The 20687-nt window shown below is 68.7% G+C and carries 20 protein-coding genes and 1 tRNA gene; 13 read left to right on the top strand and 8 right to left on the bottom strand.

Features of this window, described 5'->3' with window-relative positions:
• Nucleotides 1-165: 165 nt before the first annotated feature.
• Nucleotides 166-1374, bottom strand: coding sequence for a pyridoxal phosphate-dependent aminotransferase (locus tag GD1_RS14965; protein ID WP_059037867.1), 1209 nt, complete (start codon nt 1372-1374; stop codon nt 166-168).
• 93 nt (nt 1375-1467) lie between these two features.
• On the opposite strand from GD1_RS14965, the gene GD1_RS14960 reads away from it, so the two are divergent.
• Both GD1_RS14960 and GD1_RS14955 read left to right on the top strand, forming a co-directional pair.
• Nucleotides 1468-2031 (top strand): winged helix-turn-helix transcriptional regulator, encoded by a 564-nt coding sequence (locus tag GD1_RS14960; RefSeq protein ID WP_053776904.1) that lies wholly within the window; start codon nt 1468-1470, stop codon nt 2029-2031.
• A 127-nt stretch (nt 2032-2158) separates the two neighbouring features.
• On the top strand, nt 2159-2893 hold the full coding sequence (locus GD1_RS14955) for a TetR/AcrR family transcriptional regulator (protein WP_083534229.1): 735 nt from the start codon (nt 2159-2161) through the stop codon (nt 2891-2893).
• A 65-nt stretch (nt 2894-2958) separates the two neighbouring features.
• On the opposite strand, the gene GD1_RS14950 is transcribed toward GD1_RS14955, so the two are convergent.
• On the bottom strand, nt 2959-3273 hold the full coding sequence (locus tag GD1_RS14950) for a hypothetical protein (RefSeq protein WP_020793422.1): 315 nt from the start codon (nt 3271-3273) through the stop codon (nt 2959-2961).
• A gap of 229 nt (nt 3274-3502) precedes the next feature.
• On the opposite strand from GD1_RS14950, the gene GD1_RS14945 reads away from it, so the two are divergent.
• The gene (locus GD1_RS14945; RefSeq protein WP_020793423.1) at nt 3503-4096 is read left to right on the top strand and encodes a TetR/AcrR family transcriptional regulator; all 594 of its coding nucleotides are present in this window, start codon (nt 3503-3505) and stop codon (nt 4094-4096) included.
• 32 nt (nt 4097-4128) lie between these two features.
• On the opposite strand, the gene GD1_RS14940 is transcribed toward GD1_RS14945, so the two are convergent.
• A complete protein-coding gene (locus GD1_RS14940) occupies nt 4129-5169 on the bottom strand; it encodes an ABC-2 transporter permease (protein WP_238403519.1) in 1041 nt (346 codons plus the stop codon).
• An 83-nt stretch (nt 5170-5252) separates the two neighbouring features.
• Between GD1_RS14940 and GD1_RS14935 the strand changes: the two genes are divergently transcribed.
• The 4 genes from GD1_RS14935 to cobF all read left to right on the top strand — a co-directional run bounded on the left by GD1_RS14935 (nt 5253) and on the right by cobF (nt 7653).
• Nucleotides 5253-5864: a TetR/AcrR family transcriptional regulator gene (locus GD1_RS14935; protein WP_157079493.1), complete on the top strand. Its 612-nt coding sequence runs from the start codon at nt 5253-5255 to the stop codon at nt 5862-5864.
• Nucleotides 5865-5961: 97 nt separating this feature from the next.
• Nucleotides 5962-6037, top strand: a tRNA-Arg gene (locus tag GD1_RS14930).
• A gap of 32 nt (nt 6038-6069) precedes the next feature.
• On the top strand, nt 6070-6888 hold the full coding sequence (locus tag GD1_RS14925) for an SDR family oxidoreductase (protein WP_020789975.1): 819 nt from the start codon (nt 6070-6072) through the stop codon (nt 6886-6888).
• A gap of 3 nt (nt 6889-6891) precedes the next feature.
• Entirely contained in the window at nt 6892-7653 is a 762-nt protein-coding gene (gene cobF / locus GD1_RS14920) for a precorrin-6A synthase (deacetylating) (protein WP_059037865.1), read from the top strand.
• A gap of 13 nt (nt 7654-7666) precedes the next feature.
• On the opposite strand, the gene GD1_RS14915 is transcribed toward cobF, so the two are convergent.
• Entirely contained in the window at nt 7667-8410 is a 744-nt protein-coding gene (locus GD1_RS14915) for a 3'(2'),5'-bisphosphate nucleotidase CysQ (RefSeq protein ID WP_059037863.1), read from the bottom strand.
• 25 nt (nt 8411-8435) lie between these two features.
• On the opposite strand from GD1_RS14915, the gene GD1_RS14910 reads away from it, so the two are divergent.
• Genes GD1_RS14910 through GD1_RS14900 form a run of 3 tightly spaced genes read left to right on the top strand, consistent with a single transcriptional unit; the run spans nt 8436 to nt 10877 of the window.
• Entirely contained in the window at nt 8436-9326 is an 891-nt protein-coding gene (locus tag GD1_RS14910) for a DNA-formamidopyrimidine glycosylase family protein (RefSeq protein WP_059037861.1), read from the top strand.
• Complete coding sequence (locus GD1_RS14905) at nt 9323-10099, top strand: N5-glutamine methyltransferase family protein (RefSeq protein WP_059037859.1); 777 nt, start codon at nt 9323-9325, stop codon at nt 10097-10099. Before GD1_RS14910 ends, GD1_RS14905 begins: the two co-directional genes overlap by 4 nt.
• 28 nt (nt 10100-10127) lie before the next feature.
• Nucleotides 10128-10877 carry an SDR family oxidoreductase gene (locus tag GD1_RS14900; protein WP_082365815.1) on the top strand — a complete coding sequence of 250 codons (750 nt, stop codon included), beginning with the start codon at nt 10128-10130 and terminating at the stop codon, nt 10875-10877.
• A gap of 25 nt (nt 10878-10902) precedes the next feature.
• On the opposite strand, the gene GD1_RS14895 is transcribed toward GD1_RS14900, so the two are convergent.
• Entirely contained in the window at nt 10903-11595 is a 693-nt protein-coding gene (locus tag GD1_RS14895) for a hypothetical protein (protein ID WP_244882754.1), read from the bottom strand.
• 18 nt (nt 11596-11613) lie between these two features.
• Here GD1_RS14895 and GD1_RS14890 point away from each other — a divergent pair, with 18 nt between their 5' ends.
• Entirely contained in the window at nt 11614-12147 is a 534-nt protein-coding gene (locus GD1_RS14890) for a hypothetical protein (protein WP_053776901.1), read from the top strand.
• Between the two features lie 10 nt (nt 12148-12157).
• On the opposite strand, the gene pgi is transcribed toward GD1_RS14890, so the two are convergent.
• Complete coding sequence (gene pgi, locus GD1_RS14885) at nt 12158-13873, bottom strand: glucose-6-phosphate isomerase (RefSeq protein WP_053776927.1); 1716 nt, start codon at nt 13871-13873, stop codon at nt 12158-12160.
• Nucleotides 13874-13962: 89 nt separating this feature from the next.
• Nucleotides 13963-14295, bottom strand: coding sequence for a chorismate mutase (locus GD1_RS14880; protein ID WP_020792201.1), 333 nt, complete (start codon nt 14293-14295; stop codon nt 13963-13965).
• Nucleotides 14296-14342: 47 nt separating this feature from the next.
• On the opposite strand from GD1_RS14880, the gene GD1_RS14875 reads away from it, so the two are divergent.
• Nucleotides 14343-16280 (top strand): hypothetical protein, encoded by a 1938-nt coding sequence (locus GD1_RS14875; RefSeq protein ID WP_238403520.1) that lies wholly within the window; start codon nt 14343-14345, stop codon nt 16278-16280.
• Nucleotides 16281-16299: 19 nt separating this feature from the next.
• Here GD1_RS14875 and GD1_RS14870 read toward each other — a convergent pair whose 3' ends face one another.
• The gene (locus tag GD1_RS14870; protein ID WP_053776900.1) at nt 16300-17889 is read right to left on the bottom strand and encodes a hypothetical protein; all 1590 of its coding nucleotides are present in this window, start codon (nt 17887-17889) and stop codon (nt 16300-16302) included.
• 166 nt (nt 17890-18055) lie between these two features.
• Between GD1_RS14870 and GD1_RS14865 the strand changes: the two genes are divergently transcribed.
• Nucleotides 18056-20578 carry a UvrD-helicase domain-containing protein gene (locus GD1_RS14865; protein ID WP_059037857.1) on the top strand — a complete coding sequence of 841 codons (2523 nt, stop codon included), beginning with the start codon at nt 18056-18058 and terminating at the stop codon, nt 20576-20578.
• Nucleotides 20579-20687: the final 109 nt, after the last annotated feature.

The raw sequence follows: 20687 nt of genomic DNA, 5'->3' as shown, positions 1-20687 counted from the left end.
CCTCCGCCAGCCGGGTTGCCAAGGTGGTCACCTCGGAGGTGGTTGCCTCTCGACGTTGGCTGCGGAGATTTCGACTCGGGCCTCGCCTTTCCGGCTCGGTCTCGGCTCAATCAGCAATGGGTGTCCCGGCTCAATCAGCAAGCGACGACGCGTACCGAAACGCGGTCATTGTTTGTAGTTCGCCAGGAACTTGCCGATTCGGCCGATGATCGCCTCGAGGTCGTCGGCGTGAGGCAGGGTGACGATCCGGAAGTGGTCGGGGTGGGGCCAGTTGAAACCGGTGCCCTGCACGATGTGCAGCTTCTCCTGCAACAGTAGGTCGAGGACGAAGCGCTCGTCGTCGTGGATCTGGTAGTACTCCCTGTCGATGCGCGGGAAGGCGTACAGCGCACCCTTCGGCTTGACGCAGGAGATGCCGGGGATGTCGTTGAGGGACTCCCACGCGCGGGTGCTCTGCTCGTAGAGCCGACCACCCGGGGCGGTGAGCTCGAAGATGCTCTGCCGGCCACCGAGGGCCACCGGGATCGCATGCTGCGCCGGGACATTCGCACACAACCGGAGGCCCGCGAGCATGGTCAGACCCTCGAGGTAGCTCTCCGCATCGGCCATCGGACCCGACAATGCCATCCAGCCCGAACGCAGACCGGCGCACCGGTACACCTTGGACAGGCCGCCGAAGGTCACGCACAGCACATCCGGTGCCAGTGACGCGGTGCTGACATGGGTGGCACCGTCGTACAGGATCTTGTCGTAGATCTCGTCGGAGAACACGATCAGGTCATGACGGCGGGCGAGGTCGAGGATCTGCTCGAGCACTTCGGTGGGGTAGACCGCGCCGGTGGGATTGTTCGGGTTGATCAGCACGATGGCCCGGGTGCGGTCGGTGATCTTGGCGGCCATGTCGGCGAGGTCGGGGTACCAGTCGGACTGCTCGTCGCACAGATAGTGCACCGGGGTGCCGCCGTTGAGGGCGGTGGCCGCGGTCCAGAGCGGGAAATCCGGTGCGGGGATGAGGATTTCGTCGCCGTTCTCGAGCAGCGCGGTCATCGCCATCATGACCAGTTCGGAGACGCCGTTGCCGAGGAAGACGTGCTCGACGTCCACGTCGAAGCCGCGGGTCTGGTAGTACTGCGCCACCGCGCGGCGCGATTGCAGCAACCCCTTGGACGTGGAGTAGCCGGTGGTTGTCGGCAAGGTGCGGACCATGTCGGAGAGGATCTCCTGTGGCGCATCGAGACCGAACTCGAGCGGATTGCCGGTGTTGAGCTTCATCACATGATGCCCCTCGGCCTCCAGTCGAGCCGCGGTTTCGGCCACCGGGCCCCGGATCTCATAGGAGACCCCCGAGAGCTTGCTCGACTGCTTGAGCTGCATGAACGTTCCTTCCTGGAATGGCGACGCGCTCATTCTACTTGGTCGACCCAAGTGGTTGCTTGGAATATCCAAGTAAGCGCTACGATGGACAGCATGCCACGCCGGAGCTATCAGCACTACTGCACCATCGGACGGTCCCTCGACGTCGTCGGGGACCGCTGGAATCTGCTGATCGTGCGCGAATTATGCGGTGGCCCACGCCGATACAGTGACCTGTTCGCCGATCTCCCCGGCATCAGCACCGATGTGCTCGCCGCGCGGCTCCGCGATCTCGAGGCCGACGGCGTGCTGATGCGACGTCGGATGGCGCCGCGTGCGAGTGCCGCAGTGTACGAACTCACCGAGGACGGCCAGCGGTTGCGGCCCGTCCTCGCCGCATTGTCGGACTGGGGCACCGATCGCCTCGGCGACCGCGGCAGCAAGGATGCCGTCCGCGCCCACTGGCTGGCCCTGCCCCTGGCACGGGCGATCGCCGGCCGGCGGCCCGACGCGACGGTCAACGTGCACCTCGGTGGTGAACCGCCCTTCCACATCCTGTGCGCCGGTGGACAGGTGGAGTACCGCGACGGCGAGGTCGCCGATGCCGACGCGGAACTGCACCTCGATGTCGACACCGCGGTGGAGATCGCACTCGGGAAGGCCGACGCCGAGATCTGACCGGCTCGGGAGTGGCGTGACCAGGGCAGCGCAGCTGATGGGGCAGGAGGTGGTGCGCCCTGAGGGTGCACTGCGCGACGCTAGTATGACCGCATGTACGGTCCGGGTGCAGTGGAGCGATAGCGGAATGGCTGGTCGACCCGGACGTAAGGAAGAACTGCTCGCCACCTTCATCGCGCATGTCGCCCGACGAGGGTACGACCAGACCAATCTCGGTGACATCGCCGCGGAGTTGGGTATGTCGAAGGGCACCATCGTTCACCACTTCGGGACCAAGGCGCAGATGCTCCGCGACCTCGAGAAGAAGTATGTGACGCGTCGACGTGCCGAGTTGGACGTGATCTGGCGGCGCCTGGATGCGCCCGCCGATCGCGTGGCCGCCGTCATCTACGCGAGTGTGCGGTATCACGTGATCGATCGCGCGGCCACCGTCGCCACGCAACGCGAGGTCATCCAGCTCGACGATGATCCCGAGATGCAGGCGATTCGTCAGGTGCGCACGGATATCGAGCGGTTGGTGCGCGATGAGATCGCTCGCGGGATCACCGCGGGAATCTTCCGTCGGGTCGATGCCGATGTCGCGACGATGCAGATCTTCGGTGCCACGCAATGGATGTGGACCTCGTTCGATCCGGCGGGGTGGCAGTCGGCGGAATCCGTCGGTGCTGCGATGGTCGACGTGACGCTCGGTGGGCTGCTGGCCGACCGGTGTGGCCTGGCCGAGCTGGCCGATCCGGCGGGCCGGGTCGGCCGAGTCGTTCGGGAGTGTCTCGCCGCGGCCGGCCCGGATTCGCCTGCCGCGCACACGCGTGACGCCGTGCGTCGCGGTGGCGAGGGGCCGGGTGCTCCGACGCCGGTGTGAGCGGCGCGGTCACAGATTTTCGGTGATCCGTTCGGCAACAACGGATCACGCCATGCAGGTGCCGATCACCTGAGGATTGCGCGCGCGGCGCGCTCACGTTCGGCGACGGCGTGGGCGTGCGCCTCCTCCTCGGAGGTGGTCACGGCGAGCAGTGCGGTGCCGGGTCCGGTCGACGGTGAGCGCTTGACCTGGATTCGGAAGCTGATCGCGGCGGCCACGAATGCGACGCCCGCCCCGACGGCGAGGCCGATGATGGCGCCGGTCGCCGCGCCCGATGCGGATTGGAAGAGGAACAGCCCGAGCAGCAAGAAGCCGACAAGGGCCAGTACGTAGGCGATCAGTGCGGGCGGGACGGGGGTGGACTTGTGTTGGGTGGTCATGACAACTCCTCGTGTGGTCGGTGTGGGTTGCGCGGGGGTGCGCTCGGCGATGGCGCGCAGGGTCTGTGCGGGATGGGCTCGCGTGACTCGCGGGGGCCATAGCGTCGCTACACGTCCTGTAGCGATACATTCAGTGTAGCGCTAGTTGGGTGCGATTGCACTGCGGTAACCTGCATGAACTGCATAGGTCAGCAGGACAAGGGGTTTCGACGGCAAGGGGTTTCGAGAAATGGTCGACCGGCAGTCAGGCGGTACCGTCCGGCCCGAGGTGCGGGGCACCGCCGATGCCAAGATCGCTGCCGCGACCCTGGAACTGTTGCGGACGAAGGGGCCGGCCGCGGTCACCATCGATGGTGTGGCCGGGCGCTCCGGGGTGGCCCGGACCACGATCTATCGCCGTTTCTCCGGCCGCGACGAGATGCTCGCCGCGGCGCTGCTGGCCGTCGGCGTCCCCGATCCGGAGGGGGTCGGCGAGTCCGACGTCGAACGTCTGCGATGGGTGATCGAGAACGCCGGTGGACTGATCTTCGACGGGATCGGGCTCGGCGGTATCGCCGCGCTGGTGACCGGGGTGGACCCGCAGTTCACCGAGGTCTTCCGGCGCATCCTGGGCGTGCACCTGGCGGCATTGACCGAGTTGCTGGCGCGTGACCACGAGCGGACCGCCGACGGGCGCTTCGTCGAGATGCTCGTCGACGCGGTGGTCGGTGCGCTGGTGGCCGAGCACGCCCGCACCGGTGAGATCGCCGACGGCTGGACCGATCGCCTGCTCGACTTCTTCACCCCGGTGTTCCAGGCGCACATGACCGGCGGGAGCCGATAGCTCGCCGCCGGTCATGGCATTCGCAGATGAGGTTATGCGGGAACGGATTTCGTCGTGGCTTCCCGTCGCGTGGCGATCCAGAACAGCAGGCTTCCGCCGATCAGCCAGCCGGCGAGTACCAGCAACGGCCGGGTGATGCCCGCGCCGTCGAAGAAGGCGAGGTCGCGCAGCAGGGTGCCGGTGGCGCCGGGTGGCAGCATCTGACCGATCGTGCCCCACGGCGTGGGCAGCATCTCCGGGGCGCTGGTCAGCCCAGACAACGGATTGCCCAGCAGGATCAGCAGGACCGCGGCGATACCCAGGCCGGCACCACCGAACAGGCTCTTCAGGCCGAGGACGGTCATCGCGGTGGCGGCGATCCCGAGCACGGCGCCCAGGGAGGTCAGCCAGTAGTTCCCGTCCAGGGTGCCCACGACGAACTGCAGGGTGGCGGTCAGGCCCAGGCCACCGACCACGGCGAATGCGCCGACGGCGATCAGGCGATGGCGGGTCGTCCGGATGGTGAAGAGGATCGCGACGGCGCCGATCCATCCGCCCAGGGCCATCGGCAGGGCGCCGGCGGCCAGGCCTGCGCCACGGGGGTCGTCGGCCGGGAAGCTGCGCACGTTCTCCACGGTGGCCGTGGTCCCGTTGGCGGCGGCGACCTGCTCACCCATCTGCTGGACGGCGGTGGCAGCGGAGGCGCTTGCGGCCGTGGCGACCAGGACGTCGACCTCGTGGCCGGGGGTGAGGACCACTGCCCCGTAGATCTTGCGGTCGAGGATGGCCGCGCGTGCCTCGTCGGCGTCGTCGTATCGGCTGAAGTCGAAGCCGTCGGCCTTCGATTCGAGCTGTGCGGCAGCGGGTTCCGGTGCCACGATGCCGACCTGGATGCCGTGTGCGCCGGTGTTGACCGCGGGCAGCGCGAACGCCAGCAGGAGGACGCCCAGCAGGACGGTGAGGCCGACGACGAGTCCGACGACGTGGCGCAGGTCCTGCTCGGAGGTCTCGGTGGTGTCGGCAGTCCGGGCGGCCTCGGGGGTGCGTAGGTCGGGATCGGGGATGTCGGGTGCGGGGACGTCGGTGGTGGACATGTCGCGCTCCTCGGGGGTGAGTGACCGGTCACCGTTAGATACGGTGCGTTTCTTATGTGGTCAACGTAGGCTATTCCCGCAGCGTGCACAAGTCCCGAATCGACGAACGGAGGACCACGGTGGCCGGAACCCGACGACGCGGCGCGGAACTCGAGGACGCCATCCATCGTGCGGTCCTCGACCAACTCGACGCCCACGGATACGCCGGCGTCACCTTCGAGGGAGTCGCCGCCGCGGCCGGTACGAGCAAACCCGTGCTGTACCGGCGCTGGCCCACCAAGGCCGAACTCGTGTTCGCGGCGCTGCGCACCATGATCCGCCAGATCGTGCTGGCGGTCCCCGACACCGGGACCCTGTCGGGGGATCTGTCGGCGGCGTTGGGTGCTGTCCGCGACCACCTCGACACCTTCGACCGACGGACCCTGCTCGGACTGATCGTCGAGGTCGACGAGCGCACGGCGGATGCGTTGCGGCAGATGCTCTTCGACGTCGGGGCGCGCGTCGTCACACCGATCACGCAACGCGCTGCCGAGCGGGGTGAACTGGCCGACATGCCACTCCCGGACTGGCTGCTGGCCGTCCCGTTCGACCTCGCCCGCCACGACCTGCTGATCACCGGGGCGCTACCCGACGAACGGATCGAGGCGATCGTGACCGCCGTGGCGCTCCCGGCGTGGCAGAACTGGGCCGGATGACGTGCGTTCCGATCGCCCCACGTGGTGCATTGCGGTCTGGGCCCCTGGCTGAAGTAGACTCCCGGTGGCGGTCGGTGACCGGTGGTCAGCGCCATCCGCTCTCGTAGCTCAGGGGATAGAGCACGGCTCTCCTAAAGCCGGTGTCGCAGGTTCGAATCCTGCCGGGAGCACCAAGCCCCGGCGCGTCTGCGCTACGGTGTCCTGCGTGGCCTCCCCGAACGTTCAGACAGTCCTCGTCACCGGCGCGACCAGCGGAATCGGTGCCGAGGTGGCCAGGCAGATGGTGGCACGCGGACACCGCGTGTACGGCACCAGCCGCAACCCCGACACCGTCGCCGACCCCATTCCCGGCGTCACCTATGTCCGTCTCGACAACGCCGACTACGCGAGCGCCGACAGCTGTGCCGCCGAGGTCGGCGACGTCGACATCCTGATCAACAACGCGGGGGAGTCGCAGGCAGGGGCGCTCGAGGACACCCCGATGAGCGCCGTCGAGGACCTGTTCACCGTCAACGTCTTCGGTCCGATCGCCCTCACCAAGGCGGTCCTGCCGGGAATGCGCACACGCCGCCGCGGCACCGTGGTGATGGTGGGGTCGATGCTCTCGAGCTTTCCGGTGGCCTTCCGCTCCAACTACGCGGCCACCAAATCGGCGCTCAAGGCGTATGCGCTGGCCACCCGCCGAGAGGTGGCGCCCTACGGCATCCGGATGATCAGTGTCGAACCCGGGACCATCGCCACCGGCATCGGCGACCGCCGCAGTATCCACATCGCCGACGGCTCGCCGTACGCCGCCGAGTACCAGACCCTGGCGGCAGCCACCCGCCGTAACGAGGACGAGGGGATCGACGCCGCGACGATGGCCTCGGTGATCGTCGACGCCGCACTCGCCGACCATCCGAAACCCTTCTACGCCAAGGGCAACCGTGCCGAGATCGTGTTCCTGTTGCGTCGGCTGCTGCCGCGTCAGGTGATCCTCGACTTCACCGCACGCAAACACGGCCTGCCGCGGGTCTCGATCTGATCCATGCGAATCACTCTGCGCCTCATCGGGATCGGACCCGGCGGACCCCGACAGCTCACCCTCCAGGCGATCGATGCGATGGCCGACGTCGACGCCTTCCTCGCCCTCGACAAGGGGGCGGTCAAGAGCGGACTCCTCGACGCCCGGCGAGAGATCTTGGAACACCATGCTCCGCAGGGGTATTCGGTGATCGAGATCCCCGACCCGCCCCGTGACCGGCACCCCGCCGACTACGACGCCGAGGTGCGCCGCTGGCATGCCGCGCGTGCCGATCTGATCGCCCGGATCCTTACCGGGCAGGTCGGGGACGGCGGTGTCGCCGCCTTCCTGGTGTGGGGCGACCCGGCGCTCTACGACTCCACCCTGCGGATCGCCGACGACCTCGCCGCCCGCGACGATCTCGAGCTCTCCGTGGAGGTGATCCCCGGTGTGACCAGCGCCAGCGCCCTGACCGCGGCGCACCGGATCGTCGCGCACCGCATCGGCGAACCCATCCACATCACCACCGGGCGCCGCCTCGCCGACACCCCGGCCGGCGCCGACGGCAACCAGATCGTCATGCTCGACGCCGATCTCGCCTTCCGTCACACCGCCGATGCCGACGACCACATCTGGTGGGGGGCCTATCTGGGCACGTCCGACGAGATCCTGATCGAGGGTCGGGTCGGCGACGTCACCGACACCATCGTCGCCGCGCGCGCGGAGGCCCGCGAACGGATCGGCTGGATCATGGACATCTACCTGCTGCGCAAGACCCGCAGCTGACGCGACACCCCGGTCACCACACGACTTCGGCCAGGACCTCCAGGATCGGCTCGGCCAGTTCGGGGCGGCAGATCACGAAGTCCGGCATGTACGGTTGCGGCTGGTTGTAGACGATCGCCGCCCCGTCGAGGCGGCTGCAATGCAATCCGGCCGCCTGCGCCACCCCCACCGGTGCGGCGTTGTCCCACTCGTACTGTCCGCCGGCGTGGACATAGGCGTCGGCGTCGCCGCGCACCACCGCCATGGCCTTGGCGCCGGCCGACCCGATCGGCGTCATCTGCAACCCGAGACGCTGCGCGACCAGGGTGACCTCATACGAGGTGCCCCAGCGCGAGACCGCGATCCGGCCGGACGGCTGCGCGGGCGGTGCGTCGACGGTGTCGGTGCGAAAGACCTCCCCGGCGGCCGGTAGCGCCACCGCGGCGTCGATGACCTGGCCGTCCTCGGTCAGGGCCACATGCACCGCCCAATGATCGCTGCCGGCGGCGAACTCGCTGGTGCCGTCCAGGGGGTCGATGATCCACACCCGCCGGGCGCTCGCCCGGTCACCGACGTCGCGCGCCTCCTCCGACAACACGGCATCGTGGGGACGGTGCCGGCGCAGCACCGCCCCGATCCAGGCCTGGGCGAGCGCATCGCCTGCGTCGCCGAGCATCCGGCCGCCCAGCAGGTCGCCGGAGCGCACCCCGAGCAGGATCTCTCCGGCTCCCTCAGCGATGCGGGCGGCCAGCTCGGCGTCGGAAAGGGCGGAGATCATCTGTTCACTAGAGCACACTGGAGACATGCCGGAACTCCCCGAGGTCACCGCGATCGCGGATTTCGTCGACGGCCGTGCCGCCGGACTCCCGATCCGGCGCGTCGACGTCGCATCACTGTCGGTACTCAAGACCGCCGACCCGCCGTACACCGCCCTGGTCGAGCGCATCATCGAATCGGTGGGCCGCGTCGGGAAATACCTGATCATCCGGACCGTCCCGGGGCCGGAGCACCCCGACGCCGACCCGGTGCTGTTCCTGGTCATCCACCTCTCCCGGGCCGGCTGGCTGCGCTGGGCCGAGGACCTCTCGCCCCGACCGCTGCGCCCCGGCGGCAAGAGCCCGATCGCGCTGCGGGTGCACTGCGGACTGCCGGGGGAGGGATTCGACGTCACCGAGGCCGGTACCCAGAAACGCCTCGCGGGCTGGATCGTCCGGGATCTCTCGGAGATCGAACGCATCGCAACCCTGGGCCCCGACGTGCTGGCGCTGAGCCGCGACGAGTTCGCCGACATCCTCGCCGGCGCGGGCGGACGGATCAAGAACGTCCTCACCGATCAGCGGATCGTGGCCGGGGTCGGCAACGCCTACTCCGACGAGATCCTGCACGCCGCCGAGCTCTCCCCGTTCGCCACCGCCAAGACGCTCACCGTAGACCAGGTCGACACCCTCTACCAGGCCATCCACGACGTCTTCACCGACGCCATCGGACGTCTCGAGGGGCAGCAGGTGGCGAAGCTCAAGTCGGAGAAGCGAACCGGACTGAAGGTGCACGCCCGTACCGGTCTGCCGTGTCCGGTGTGCGGCGACACCATCCGCGAGGTGTCCTTCGCCGACCGCTCCTTCCAGTACTGTCCGGCCTGCCAGACCGGCGGCAAGGTGCTCGCCGATCGTCGGATGTCGCGGCTGCTCAAGTGAACTCGCCCGATCCGCTCGCGGCGATGCTGCGGTCGGCGGGATGTGTCTTCGCCGAGGACGAGGCGACGATCCTGCGGGACGCCGCCGGCGGCGATGCCGGACTGCTGCAACGGTTGTGTGTCCGCCGGATTCACGGGGAACCACTCGAGCACGTCGTCGGCTGGGTGGCCTTCGCCGGACGGCGGCTGTCGGTGGGGCCGGGGGTGTTCGTGCCGCGTCGGCGGTCGGAACTGCTGGCCGCGGTGACCCTCGGCGCGGCCGCACAGATCCGGGAACCGACTGTGCTGGAGGACTATTGCGGGGTGGCTCCGATCGCGGCGACCGTGGCCGCCCATCTGCCGGCCGCTCACGTGCATGCCACCGACATCGACGAGCACGCCCTGGTCCACGCGCGCCGCAACGTCGGCGACGATCGGGTGTATCGCGGGGACGGACTGGCCGGTGTGCCCACCGATCTGCGGGGTGCGATCACCGTACTCGCCGCCGTCCCGCCGTATGTGCCGGCCGGGGCGCTGGCGCTGCTGCCGCACGAGGCCGCCGAGCACGAACCCCGCCGGGCGCTGCTGGCCGGCGCCGACGGGCTCGACGAGGTGCGGCGGCTGATCGTCGACGCGCACGCCTGGCTCGCCCCCGGCGGGCATCTGGCGATCGAGATGAACACCACCCAGGCCGACGTCATCGCCGCCGAGGCGGGTGAGAACCACACCGTCGCCCGCTTCGCCGACGCCGACGGCCAGACCGCCGTCCTCCGTCTCACCTGCACCGGCGGGTGAGTGCCACCCGATCTGACCGTCGGGTAGGTTGGCTGCCGTGACCCGCGACAAGATCCTGATCACCGGCGCCAGCTCCGGACTCGGCGAGGGGATGGCCCGCGCCTTCGCCGCCCGAGGCCGCTCGCTGGGCCTGGCCGCCAGACGCGCCGACCGGCTCGAGGCCCTGGCCGAGGAGATCGGCCCGTCCGCCGCGGCGGTTGCCGTCGCCCCGCTCGACGTCACCGACGTCGACTCGGTGCCCGTGGTCTTCGGGCGGTTGCGCGACGAGCTCGGTGGACTCGACCGGGTGATCGTGAACGCCGGCCTCGGTAAGGGTGCGCCGATGGGCACCGGCAAGATGCACGCCAACCTCGAGACCGTGCAGACCAACCTGATCGGTGCGATCGCCCAGGTCGAGGCCGCGCTGGAGATCTTCCGGGCACAGGGCCACGGCCATCTGGTGCTGATCAGCTCGATGAGCGCGGTACGCGGACTGCCCAAGGCGCAGACCGCGTACTCGGCGTCGAAGGCCGGACTCACCGCGATCGGCCAGGGGCTGCAGGCCGAGTTCGCGAACTCGCCGATCACCGTGTCGATCGTGCTGCCGGGCTATATCGAGACCGACATCAACCGCGGGGTCAAGACCGCGATGATGACCGACACCGACACCGGGGTACAGGCCCTGGTCAAGGCCATCGAGGCGGAGAAGGCGTATGCGCCGGTCCCGGCGTGGCCGTGGGTGCCGATCGCCGCGGCCCTGCGCCTGCTGCCGTCGGCGATCACCCGCCGGATGATCTGAGACGCGGCTCGCGGCCGGTGAGGGATCAGCCGGCCGGTGCCGGTGAGCTCGGCGTCGCCGAGGCGGACGAGACCGGCGTCGGGGTACCCCACACCACCGGATCGGATTTGAAGTCGTACGACGCGTCGCCGGTGGTGTCGGCCCAATAGATGACACTGCCGAGTTCCTGATCCGGATCGGCATAGGCCACCAGGCAGGTGGCATAGGACTCGCCGCGCTTCATCTTCTCCGGCGGCTCCGGGTTGGCGCAGGCGGTCAGCGGCACCGACGGCGGCAGCGTCAGCGCCGGGGTGCGCCCGTCGGTGCTTCCGGCGAAGCCGACCACCGTGGGGGCGACGGCGGGTTTGACGCTCAGCGCGGTGACGGTCAGATAGATGAAATACGCCTTGCCGCCCTGTGTGGCATCGTCCGGGACGCCCGTACCAGGAGAGATGCCGGTGACCGTGTACATCGCGGTGGCACCGGCCGGGGCGAAGGCATTGGCGGGCAGCACCGCGGTGGCACCGAAGTCCAGCGTCGCGCCGGGGGTGGTCCGGGCGGCGGCACCGGCGGGTACCGTCACCGACGCCGACGTCGGGAACGACGACGTGGCCGGGGCCGTCGAGGGCTCCGACGTGGAGCAGGCGGTCAGTGCGGTGGCCAGGGCGGCACCGGTCAGCAGTACACCACCGACCGGCCGCAGGGCTCGGGTACGACGCAACAACACAGGCGAGGTCACCTGCGTAAGGTAACCGATGTGGCGGGATTGCAGAGTCAAGTGGTCGGCGACGGGGCGTTTCAGATATTCGGTGGTGAGGACGCCGCGCGACTCGACGAACTGCTCGCCGACGTCTTCGGACGCGACGACATCGCGGTGCTGGCCGCCGACTGGCGCGGCATCGTCTACTTCACCCTCGCCGACGACGAGGAGGCCGACCCGGACACCGTGATCGGCTTCGACGCCTCGAGTGGCAGCTCCGGACCGCTGGCCACCGTCGACGAGGTGCTCGCCGCGGTCGGCGACGGTGACATCGCCGAGGCCGTGGATGCCGAGAGCTTCGCCGAATGGCGCGAGATGACCGGCGCCCCGCCCCTGACACTGGGCCAGTGCGTACCGCCGGTGATGCCGGAATTCCTCGGTGGCGACCCGGCCGAACGCGCGGCCGAGGCCGGAGACCTGATCGGCCACGTCGCGGCGTCGGCGACGCTGATGGGCCGGCTCGAGGAACTCGGTGTGGCACCCGGCGACGAGATCCCCGAGGAGATCTTCGACGCCGGGCGCTGGCAGTGAGCTGCCGGGTCTAGGCCTGTCGGCCACGCTGGGTGCGGTACCACCGCACCAGCTCGTCGGTCGACGAGTCTGATTGCGCCACAGGCGCTTGCGCATCGGTGATCACCCCGAGCAGTTCGATCGCCTGGGTCTTGCCGAGTTCCACACCCCACTGGTCGAACGGGTTGATCCCCCAGATCGCGCCCTCGACGAAGACCTGGTGCTCGTAGAGGGCGATCAGCTGCCCGATCACCGACGGCGTGAGTTCCGGTGCCAGAATCGACGTGGTCGGACGATTGCCGGGCATCACCTTGTGCGGCACCACATCCGGCGCGACACCCTCGGCGGCGATCTCCTCGGCGGTCTTGCCGAAGGCCAGCACCTTGGTCTGGGCGAAGTAGTTGCTCATCAGCAGATCGTGCATCGAGCCGGGCTCGCCGTCGGCCTCGCCGTGTGCCGACAGCACGGGGAGATCATCTGTGGGACGGGCGAATCCGATGAAGTCGGCGGGAACCATCCGGGTGCCCTGGTGCAGCAGCTGGTAGAACGCGTGCTGGCCGTTGGTGCCCGGCTCACCCCAGAACACCTCGCCGGTGTCGGTGGTGACCGGCCGGCCGGTGGCGGTGACCGACTTGCCGTTGGACTCCATCGTCAGCTGCTGCAGGTAGGCCGCGAAGCGTGCCATGTCATTGGAGTAGGGGAGCACCACCCGCGACTGGGCATCCCAGAAGTTGCTGTACCACAACCCGATCAGGCCCAGGATGACCGGCGCATTGGCCTCCAGGGGTGCGGTGCGGAAGTGCTCGTCGACGAGGTGGAAGCCCGCGAGGAACTCACCGAACCGTTCGCGGCCGACGGCCGCCATCACCGACAGCCCGATCGCCGAGTCCACCGAGTAGCGGCCGCCGACCCAGTCCCAGAAGCCGAACATGTTGGCCGTGTCGATCCCGAAGGCCGCGACGCGGTCGGCGTTGGTGCTCACGGCCACAAAGTGTTTCGCCACCGCATCGGTGCCGGCATCCAGGCCGGTGAGCAACCATGAGCGCGCCGCGGCGGCATTGGTCAGGGTCTCCAGCGTCCCGAAGGTCTTGGACGCGATGATGAACAGCGTCGTCTCCGGGTCGAGGTCGGCGAGCGTGGCCACCAGATCGGCGGGGTCGACATTGGAGACGAAGTGGCAGCGGATGGGGGTGTCTACGTAGTGACGCAGGGCCTGATAGACCATCACCGGACCGAGATCGGACCCGCCGATGCCGATGTTGACCACATCGGTGATCGATTTGCCGGTGTGGCCCTTCCATTCTCCGCTGCGCAGCCGATCGGTGAAGGCTCCCATCGCATCCAGGACCGCATGCACGTCGGTGACGATGTCCTGTCCGTCGACGACGAGTTCGGCGTCGGCCGGCAACCGCAGCGCGGTGTGCAGGACGGCGCGGTCTTCGGAGGTGTTGATGTGGGCGCCGGCGAACATCGCGTCGCGACGCTCCTCGAGTCCGGCCTCGCGGGCCAGCGCGAACAGCAGATCGAGGGTCTCGCGCAGCACCCGGTGTTTGGCGTAGTCGATGTGCAGATCACCCACGTCGACGGTGAGTTCGCGTCCGCGGGCGGGATCGGCGTCGAAGACCTCCCGCAGATGCAGGGAGTCGACCTGCGCCTGATGGGCGGTGAGCGCCTGCCAGGCCTCGGTTGCCGTGATGTCGGGGTTGTCGGTCGTGTTGCCGTCGGTACCGTCGAGGTCACTGGTCATGCTCACCACCCTATGTGGTGGTGAGACTCGTGGCGATACGACATTTGTGGCGCACGCCACACGATCCGGGGGCTGTGTGGGTGGCCGGGTCAGCGCCCGAGCGGGCCCCGGCCGAGCCGTAGCAGCAGCATCGCGAGGGTGTGTCCCTCCTGGCCGAGCTCGGCGAACCGGTCGAGCACCTTGACCTCACGGCTGTGCACCAGCCGCGGTCCGCCCGATGCCATGCGCGCGGCACCGATCTTCTTCGACACGGCCGATCGTCGCTTGACGGCGGCCAGGATCACCGCGTCGAGGCGGTCGATCTCGCCGCGCAGGACGTCGATGTCATCGCTGAGGGCCGACACGTCGGACTGCAGCTCGTAGTACGACAGATCGATCGAGTCCGCGAACGAGCCCGACGATCCGCTGGTGGGGTCTGTCACTCCGCCGATTTTGCCACGCGGCTTTCGGGCCGGGGACACTGGTGGCCATGCCCAGCCCGCGGACGGTGCCGTCCACACCCGATCATTGCGACCGACCATCGGCCTCGGAGACGGCATCGCCGTGGCGATCGGCCCTGGTCGCGCCGTCGGTGCCGGTCCTGGTGGCGATCGCGCTGATCGTGGCGCAACTGGTCATCCGCGGATGGCTGGCGGGCACCGGGAACTTCTACTGGGACGACCTGATCCTGATCGGCCGCGCGTCCACGCAGCCGATCCTGTCGTGGGAGTTCCTCGGGCACTCACACGACGGGCACTTCATGCCGGCCGCGTTCCTGGTGGCCGGTGTCTCCACCGTGCTCGCCCCGGTCACCTGGGCGTTGCCGGCGGCCACCCTGGTGGTGCTGCAGGCGATTGCGTCCCTGGCGGTGTGGCGGATGATCCGCACCGTCGTGCCGCCTGCGGCCGACGGGACCACCTCCCGGCGTGATCTCGCCGCGCTGGGGGCGCTGGCGTTCTATCTGTTCACTCCGATGACGGTGGCGGGTTTCGTGTGGTGGGCGGCCGGGCTGAACACGCTGCCGATGCAGGCGGCGATGGCCTGGATCGTCGCCGATGCGGTGATCCTGGTGCGCGGCGACGTCGACCCGCGGCGCGCCCGCCTGATCGTCATCCGGTCGGCCGTGGTCTTCGTGGTGGCGCTGGCGTTCTTCGAGAAGTCGCTGTTCATCCTGCCGGTGGCGTTCGCCGCCGCCGTGCTCGCCGCGCGGTTCTCCGATCGGCCGCCGCTGACCGTGGCCTTCGTCCGGGGCCGTCGGCTGTGGACGGTGCTCGGCATCGTCTTTGTCGCGTGGGCGCTGGCGTTCGTCTCGATCTCTGACGCCACCGCCGGCGAGCACTCGATCTCGCAGACCGCACATCTGGTGTGGCGGTCGATCGACAACGCCGTGGTGCCGTCGCTGGTCGGTGGTCCGTGGGACTGGCAACGATGGGTGCCGAGCCCGCCGATGGGTTTCGCGCCGGTCTGGATGATCGTGGCGGGCTGGGTGCTGGCGGCCGCCCTGGTGGTGGTGGCGGTGCGTCTGCGGACCGGTGCGATCGCGGTGCTGATCTGTGCGGCGCTCTACGTGGTGGTGGCGCAGATCCCGGTGATGTGGAACCGGTCGTCGGCCAACACCGCACTGGAACTCGCCCAGACCATGCGCTACCTGCCCGATTCCGCGTTGGTGCTGACCCTCGCCGCGGCGCTGATCATCGGTGCGCCCGCGCGCCGCGATGTGCCGGCCGCACCACGGCACGCGCGCGTCGACGACACCTCCGAGTCGCCGATGACGGCGCTGGCCGTGCCGGCCGGTCTGCTCGTCGGCGCGGTCCTGTTCGCGTCGTCGATGCTGTCGCTGGCGTCGTACCAGTCGTCGTGGACCGACGACCCCACCGGGCCGTATCTGGACAACGCCACGCGCGCGCTCGCGGCCAATCGCGATCACCGGATGTTCGATCAGCAACTGCCGCTGGAGGTGCTGCTGCCGGTGGCCTTCCCGGAGAACCAGATCAGCCACACCTTCGGTCGGGTCTCCGACCGCCCCGAGTTCGGGGGGTGGACCGATCGGCTCAACGTGCTCGACCCCGCGGGCAACCTCACCGCCGGCGCGGTCACCCCGCAACGGACGATCGTCGCGGGCCGGGGGACCTGCGCACGGCCCGAGCTGACCGGTCCCGCCGACCTGCGCCTCGACGGTCCGCTGCTGCGCTGGCGGTGGACCCTCGCGTTGACCTACTGCGCCAACCGGTCCGGCGAGGTCGAGTTCTCCCTCGACGGCGGGAGCCCGATCCGGGTGCCGGTCACCGCCGGACTGCACGCGGTCTATGTGCAGCTCGACGGTTCCGGGACCGCCGTCCACGTCCGGCCGATCACCGCCGGGCTCGCCCTGCACACCGGTGAGGGTCGTGTCGGTGAGGTGGTCGACGCCGCCCTGCTCGGCGGGTGAAGTCCGGTGGCCGGGCGCCTCAGCTCTCCTGTTCGGCCAGGTACACGGTGATCTTGTCGCCGAGGCCGGCCTGGATCACCATCGCCTTGAGGGCGTCGACCGTCTTCTGTTCGGGGCTGTAGTAGACGATCCGGCCGTCACCGGCGGCCGACGCCTGCTTGGTCATCTGGTCGCGCAGGGTGGCGGTGCCCGACCAGGACGGGTCGAAGGTGGTGCCGGTCACGTGGTCGGAATAGCCGGGGGCGAAGGCCACCAGATAGGCGCCACGGGGACCGTAGCCGTCGAACAGGTAGTCACCGCGCTTGATCACATAACTGCTCGGCAGGCCGGCGATGTAGAAGTTGTACCTCGCGGCGTCGGGCCGCTTGGTGCCGGTGCGCTGCATCGTGAACTGGCGTTGTGTGGCCTCCACGTTGGACTTCAGATAGTCGGCCAGGTCTTCGGTGCCGTAGTCCAGGAACGGCAGATAGGTCAGCTTCACGTTGGGGCGAATCGAGCCGCCGCCGGCACCGAGGTTGGTCGCGACACACCGGGTGCTGCCGGTGCGGCCGAAGTCGACGCGGACCACCGGCGTACACGTCCCGCCGACCGCACCGGCCGGCTGCGAGTTGACGGCGAAGTTGATCGTGAGGCCGTAGTTGACGTGCCCGGGAACGGCGTCGTCGTTGTTCTGCGGGGTGCCCGACACGGTGAAGTCGTAGCCGCACGCGACGTTGGTGCAGTCGCCGGTCTGCTTCCAGTCGAGGATGCCGAGCCGGGCGTTGGGCAGGTTCTCCAGCAGCATGCCGGGGGCCGGGACCGAGCCGAGCTGGGTGGTCAGCCCGCGCTGGCCGTCGAACACGGAGTTGAGCTGGTCCACCGGCAGCGGGGTGACGTCGGTGTCGAGCTGATAGGTGGTCCGGCCACTGGGGGTGGCGTACTCGCCCTTGATGTGGGTGATCGCCTTGGTCGACGGGTCGAAGGTGATCTCCCACTTGCCTGCGCGCACCTTGTTCTCGGCGAGTGTCTCGATCGGCGGGTCGGAGGTCGGCCAGAAGCGGGCGTCGGGGGTGTTGGCGTTCGGTGCGGCCAGCTCGGCGCCGAGGGTCGGCGGCGACACGAGGTCGGCGTTGCCGATGCGACCGGCCATGATCTGCGGGGACAGGATCGAGCCCAGCGACGGCATGGCCCACTCGGCGCTGGCCCACACATTGTCGAACGGGGCGAGGTCGACATCCTTCAGGGTGTCGGCCGACAGCAGTTTCTGCCAGAAGGCGGTCGGCCCCTTCGCGAAGCCGTAGTTGCCGATCTGGGTGTAGTCGGCGCGCTGGCCGTCGACGGTGACCTGGCCCGACGCATTGTTGGACAGGGTGACCGTCAGGTCGCTGAGCTGGTAGGTCTCGGTGGAGCTGCCGTACTTCTGGACGAGGGTCCCGTTGTAGCGGGCGCCGGGGCTGCTGCCGTACTGGAAGGCCACCTGGTCGAGACTGGACTGCGCGCGGAACGCCGGTGTCGCCTCTGCGGCTCCCGACGCACTCCACGGGATGAACGACAGCACCAGGGCGACGATCACCGCCACGGCGCCGATTGCGGACAACAGCAGGGCAAAAACCTTCGTCGAGTTCGTCATGGCTCGTTTCCTCGGTGGTCGCTGCACGGCGGCTGATCAACACTAAACACGACATCGCCCGCGCGGGACACCTTTGCCGACGCGAACGAATGACGCGTCGGATCGTTCCACAGCGGGTTCCGGCGCGTCCGGGGCTGTCGGGGTCCCGGGGTAGCCTGAGATACCGATGACCAGTTCTGTTCACCCCGCTTCCCGCCGCCCGGCCCAGTCTGTGTCGGCGCGTCCCGTCGATGCCGCCGGGAGTCCCGCCGACGACCGTGTCGCCCGTCTGCTCGACGGGCTCAACCCGCAGCAGCGTGAGGCGGTGGTGCATTCGGGTCCGCCGCTGCTGATCGTGGCCGGTGCCGGATCGGGTAAGACCTCTGTGCTCACCCGGCGGATCGCCTATCTGCTCGCCGCCCGGGATGTGACGCCGGGACAGATCCTGGCGATCACCTTCACCAACAAGGCCGCCGCCGAGATGCGCGAGCGTGTCATCTCGCTGGTCGGTCCGCGCGCATCGTTCATGTGGGTGTCGACCTTCCACTCGACCTGTGTGCGCATCCTGCGCGCCCAGTCGGCGCTGCTGGCACCGATGAACTCCAACTTCTCCATCTACGACTCCGACGACTCCAAGCGTCTGCTCGGGATGGTGATCGGCGATCTGCAGCTCGACCCCAAGAAGTTCGCGCCTCGCGGGGTGGCGGTGAGCATCTCGAATCTGAAGAACGAACTGATCGACCCCGATCAGGCACTCACCGATGCCGGTGACGAGCCCACCGCGCGCACGATCGCCCAGATCTACGGCGAGTACCAGCGGCGGCTGCGGGCGGGCAATGCCTTCGACTTCGACGACCTGATCGGCGAGACCGTCGCCCTGCTGCAACGTCACCCCGAGGTGGCCGAGTACTACCGGCGTCGGTTCCGTCACGTCATGGTCGACGAGTACCAGGACACCAACCACGCGCAGTACGTGCTGATCCGCGAACTCGTCGGTCTCGACACCGCCGCGGATGGCTCCGGTTCTCCCGACACCGGTGTGCCGCCGTCGGAGCTGTGTGTGGTGGGTGACGCCGACCAGTCGATCTATGCGTTCCGTGGTGCCACGATCCGCAACATCGAAGAGTTCGAGCGCGACTTCACCAACGCGGAAACCATTCTGCTGGAACAGAACTACCGCTCGACGCAGACCATCCTGTCGGCGGCGAACGCGGTGATCGCGCAGAACCCGAACCGGCGCGAGAAGCGTCTGTGGACCGATTCCGGTGACGGCGAGCTGATCGTCGGGTTCGTCGCCGAGTCCGATCGCGACGAGTCGATGTTCGTGGCCACCGAGATCGAACGGCTCACCGACCACACCATCGGCGGCGCCCAGAGCAACACCTACGGCGACGTCGCCGTGTTCTACCGCACCAACACCGGCTCACGTGCGCTGGAGGAGGTCTTCGTCCGGCACGGCATCCCCTACAAGGTGGTCGGCGGGACCAAGTTCTACGAGCGCAAGGAGGTGCGCGACATCGTCGCGTACCTGCGTGTGGTGGCCAACCCGGACGATTCGGTGAGTCTGCGTCGCATCCTGAACACCCCCCGACGTGGTATCGGTGATCGTGCCGAGGCCTGTGTGGCCGTCCATTCGGAGAACCGGGGGATCTCGTTCTACCAGGCGCTGGTGGAGGGTGCGGCCGGTCAGGTGGCGCTGCTGAACACCCGTGCGGTCAAGCAGATCGGCGGATTCGTCGACCTGATCGAGGGATTGCGCACCGACTTCCTGGTGACCTTCGCGGCGGAGGGTGAGGCCGAGTCCGACACCGCCGTGATCGATGCGACCGAGGAGGCCGCCGACATCGGTGAACTCGTCGACGCGATCGTCGACCGCAGCGGGTACCGCGCCGAGCTCGAGGGTTCGAGTGACCCGCAGGACGGTGCCCGCCTGGACAACCTCAACGAGTTGATCTCGGTGGCACGGGAATTCAGTCTCGAGGCCGCCGAGGCGGCAGCCGAGCTCGACGAGGAAGAGCAGCAGATGCGCGAGGGGGAGCCCGAGCCGGGTTCGCTCGCGGCCTTCCTCGAGAAGGTGGCCCTCGTCGCCGACGCCGACCAGTTGCCCGACGAGGGCGAGGGTGTGGTCACGTTGATGACGCTGCACACCGCCAAGGGCCTGGAGTTCCCGGTGGTCTTCGTGACCGGTTGGGAGGACGGGCATTTCCCGCACATGCGTGCCCTCGGAGATCCGAACGAACTGAGCGAGGAGCGGCGACTCGCCTATGTCGGCATCACCCGCGCCAAGCAGCGGCTGTACCTGACCCGTGCGCTCACCCGTGCATCCTGGGGTCAGCCGGTGTCGAATCCGGAATCCCGTTTCCTGCAGGAGATCCCGCAGCATCTGATCGAATGGCGTCAGACCGAGCGCCGTCGGTCGGGCCGTGGCCACGGTTCCTCCGGTGGGGTGTTCGGCCGCGGTGACTCCGCGCGCAGCGATTCCGGTCGGGGACTCGGCCGGGCGTCGTACTCCTCCGATCCCAACCGTGGGCGCAACAAACAGGTGAACTACGAGATCGGTGAGCGGATGAACCATCCGAAGTACGGTCTGGGCAAGGCCATCGCGAAGGAGGGCAACGGTCCCACCGAGCGCGTCACCTTCGACTTCGGTGGCGGCGTCGGCCGTATGACGTTCATGACCCTGGGTGGTCTGCCAGGGGAGAAGCTGTAGCGCGATCCACCCGGGCTTCGGCGGCCGCCACAACCCCTGAGGGGGGTTGTGGCGCACGGCGGTTGGTCTCACGGTAGCCCGGCTAAAAGAATAAGCGGTGCACGGTGGT

Origin of the sequence: Gordonia desulfuricans NBRC 100010 (assembly GCF_001485495.1) — a bacterium.
In the GTDB taxonomy this organism is placed as follows: Bacteria; Actinomycetota; Actinomycetes; order Mycobacteriales; family Mycobacteriaceae; genus Gordonia; species Gordonia desulfuricans.
Note: the sequence above shows the minus strand (reverse complement) of the source record. Positions and strands in the feature narration are given on the sequence as shown.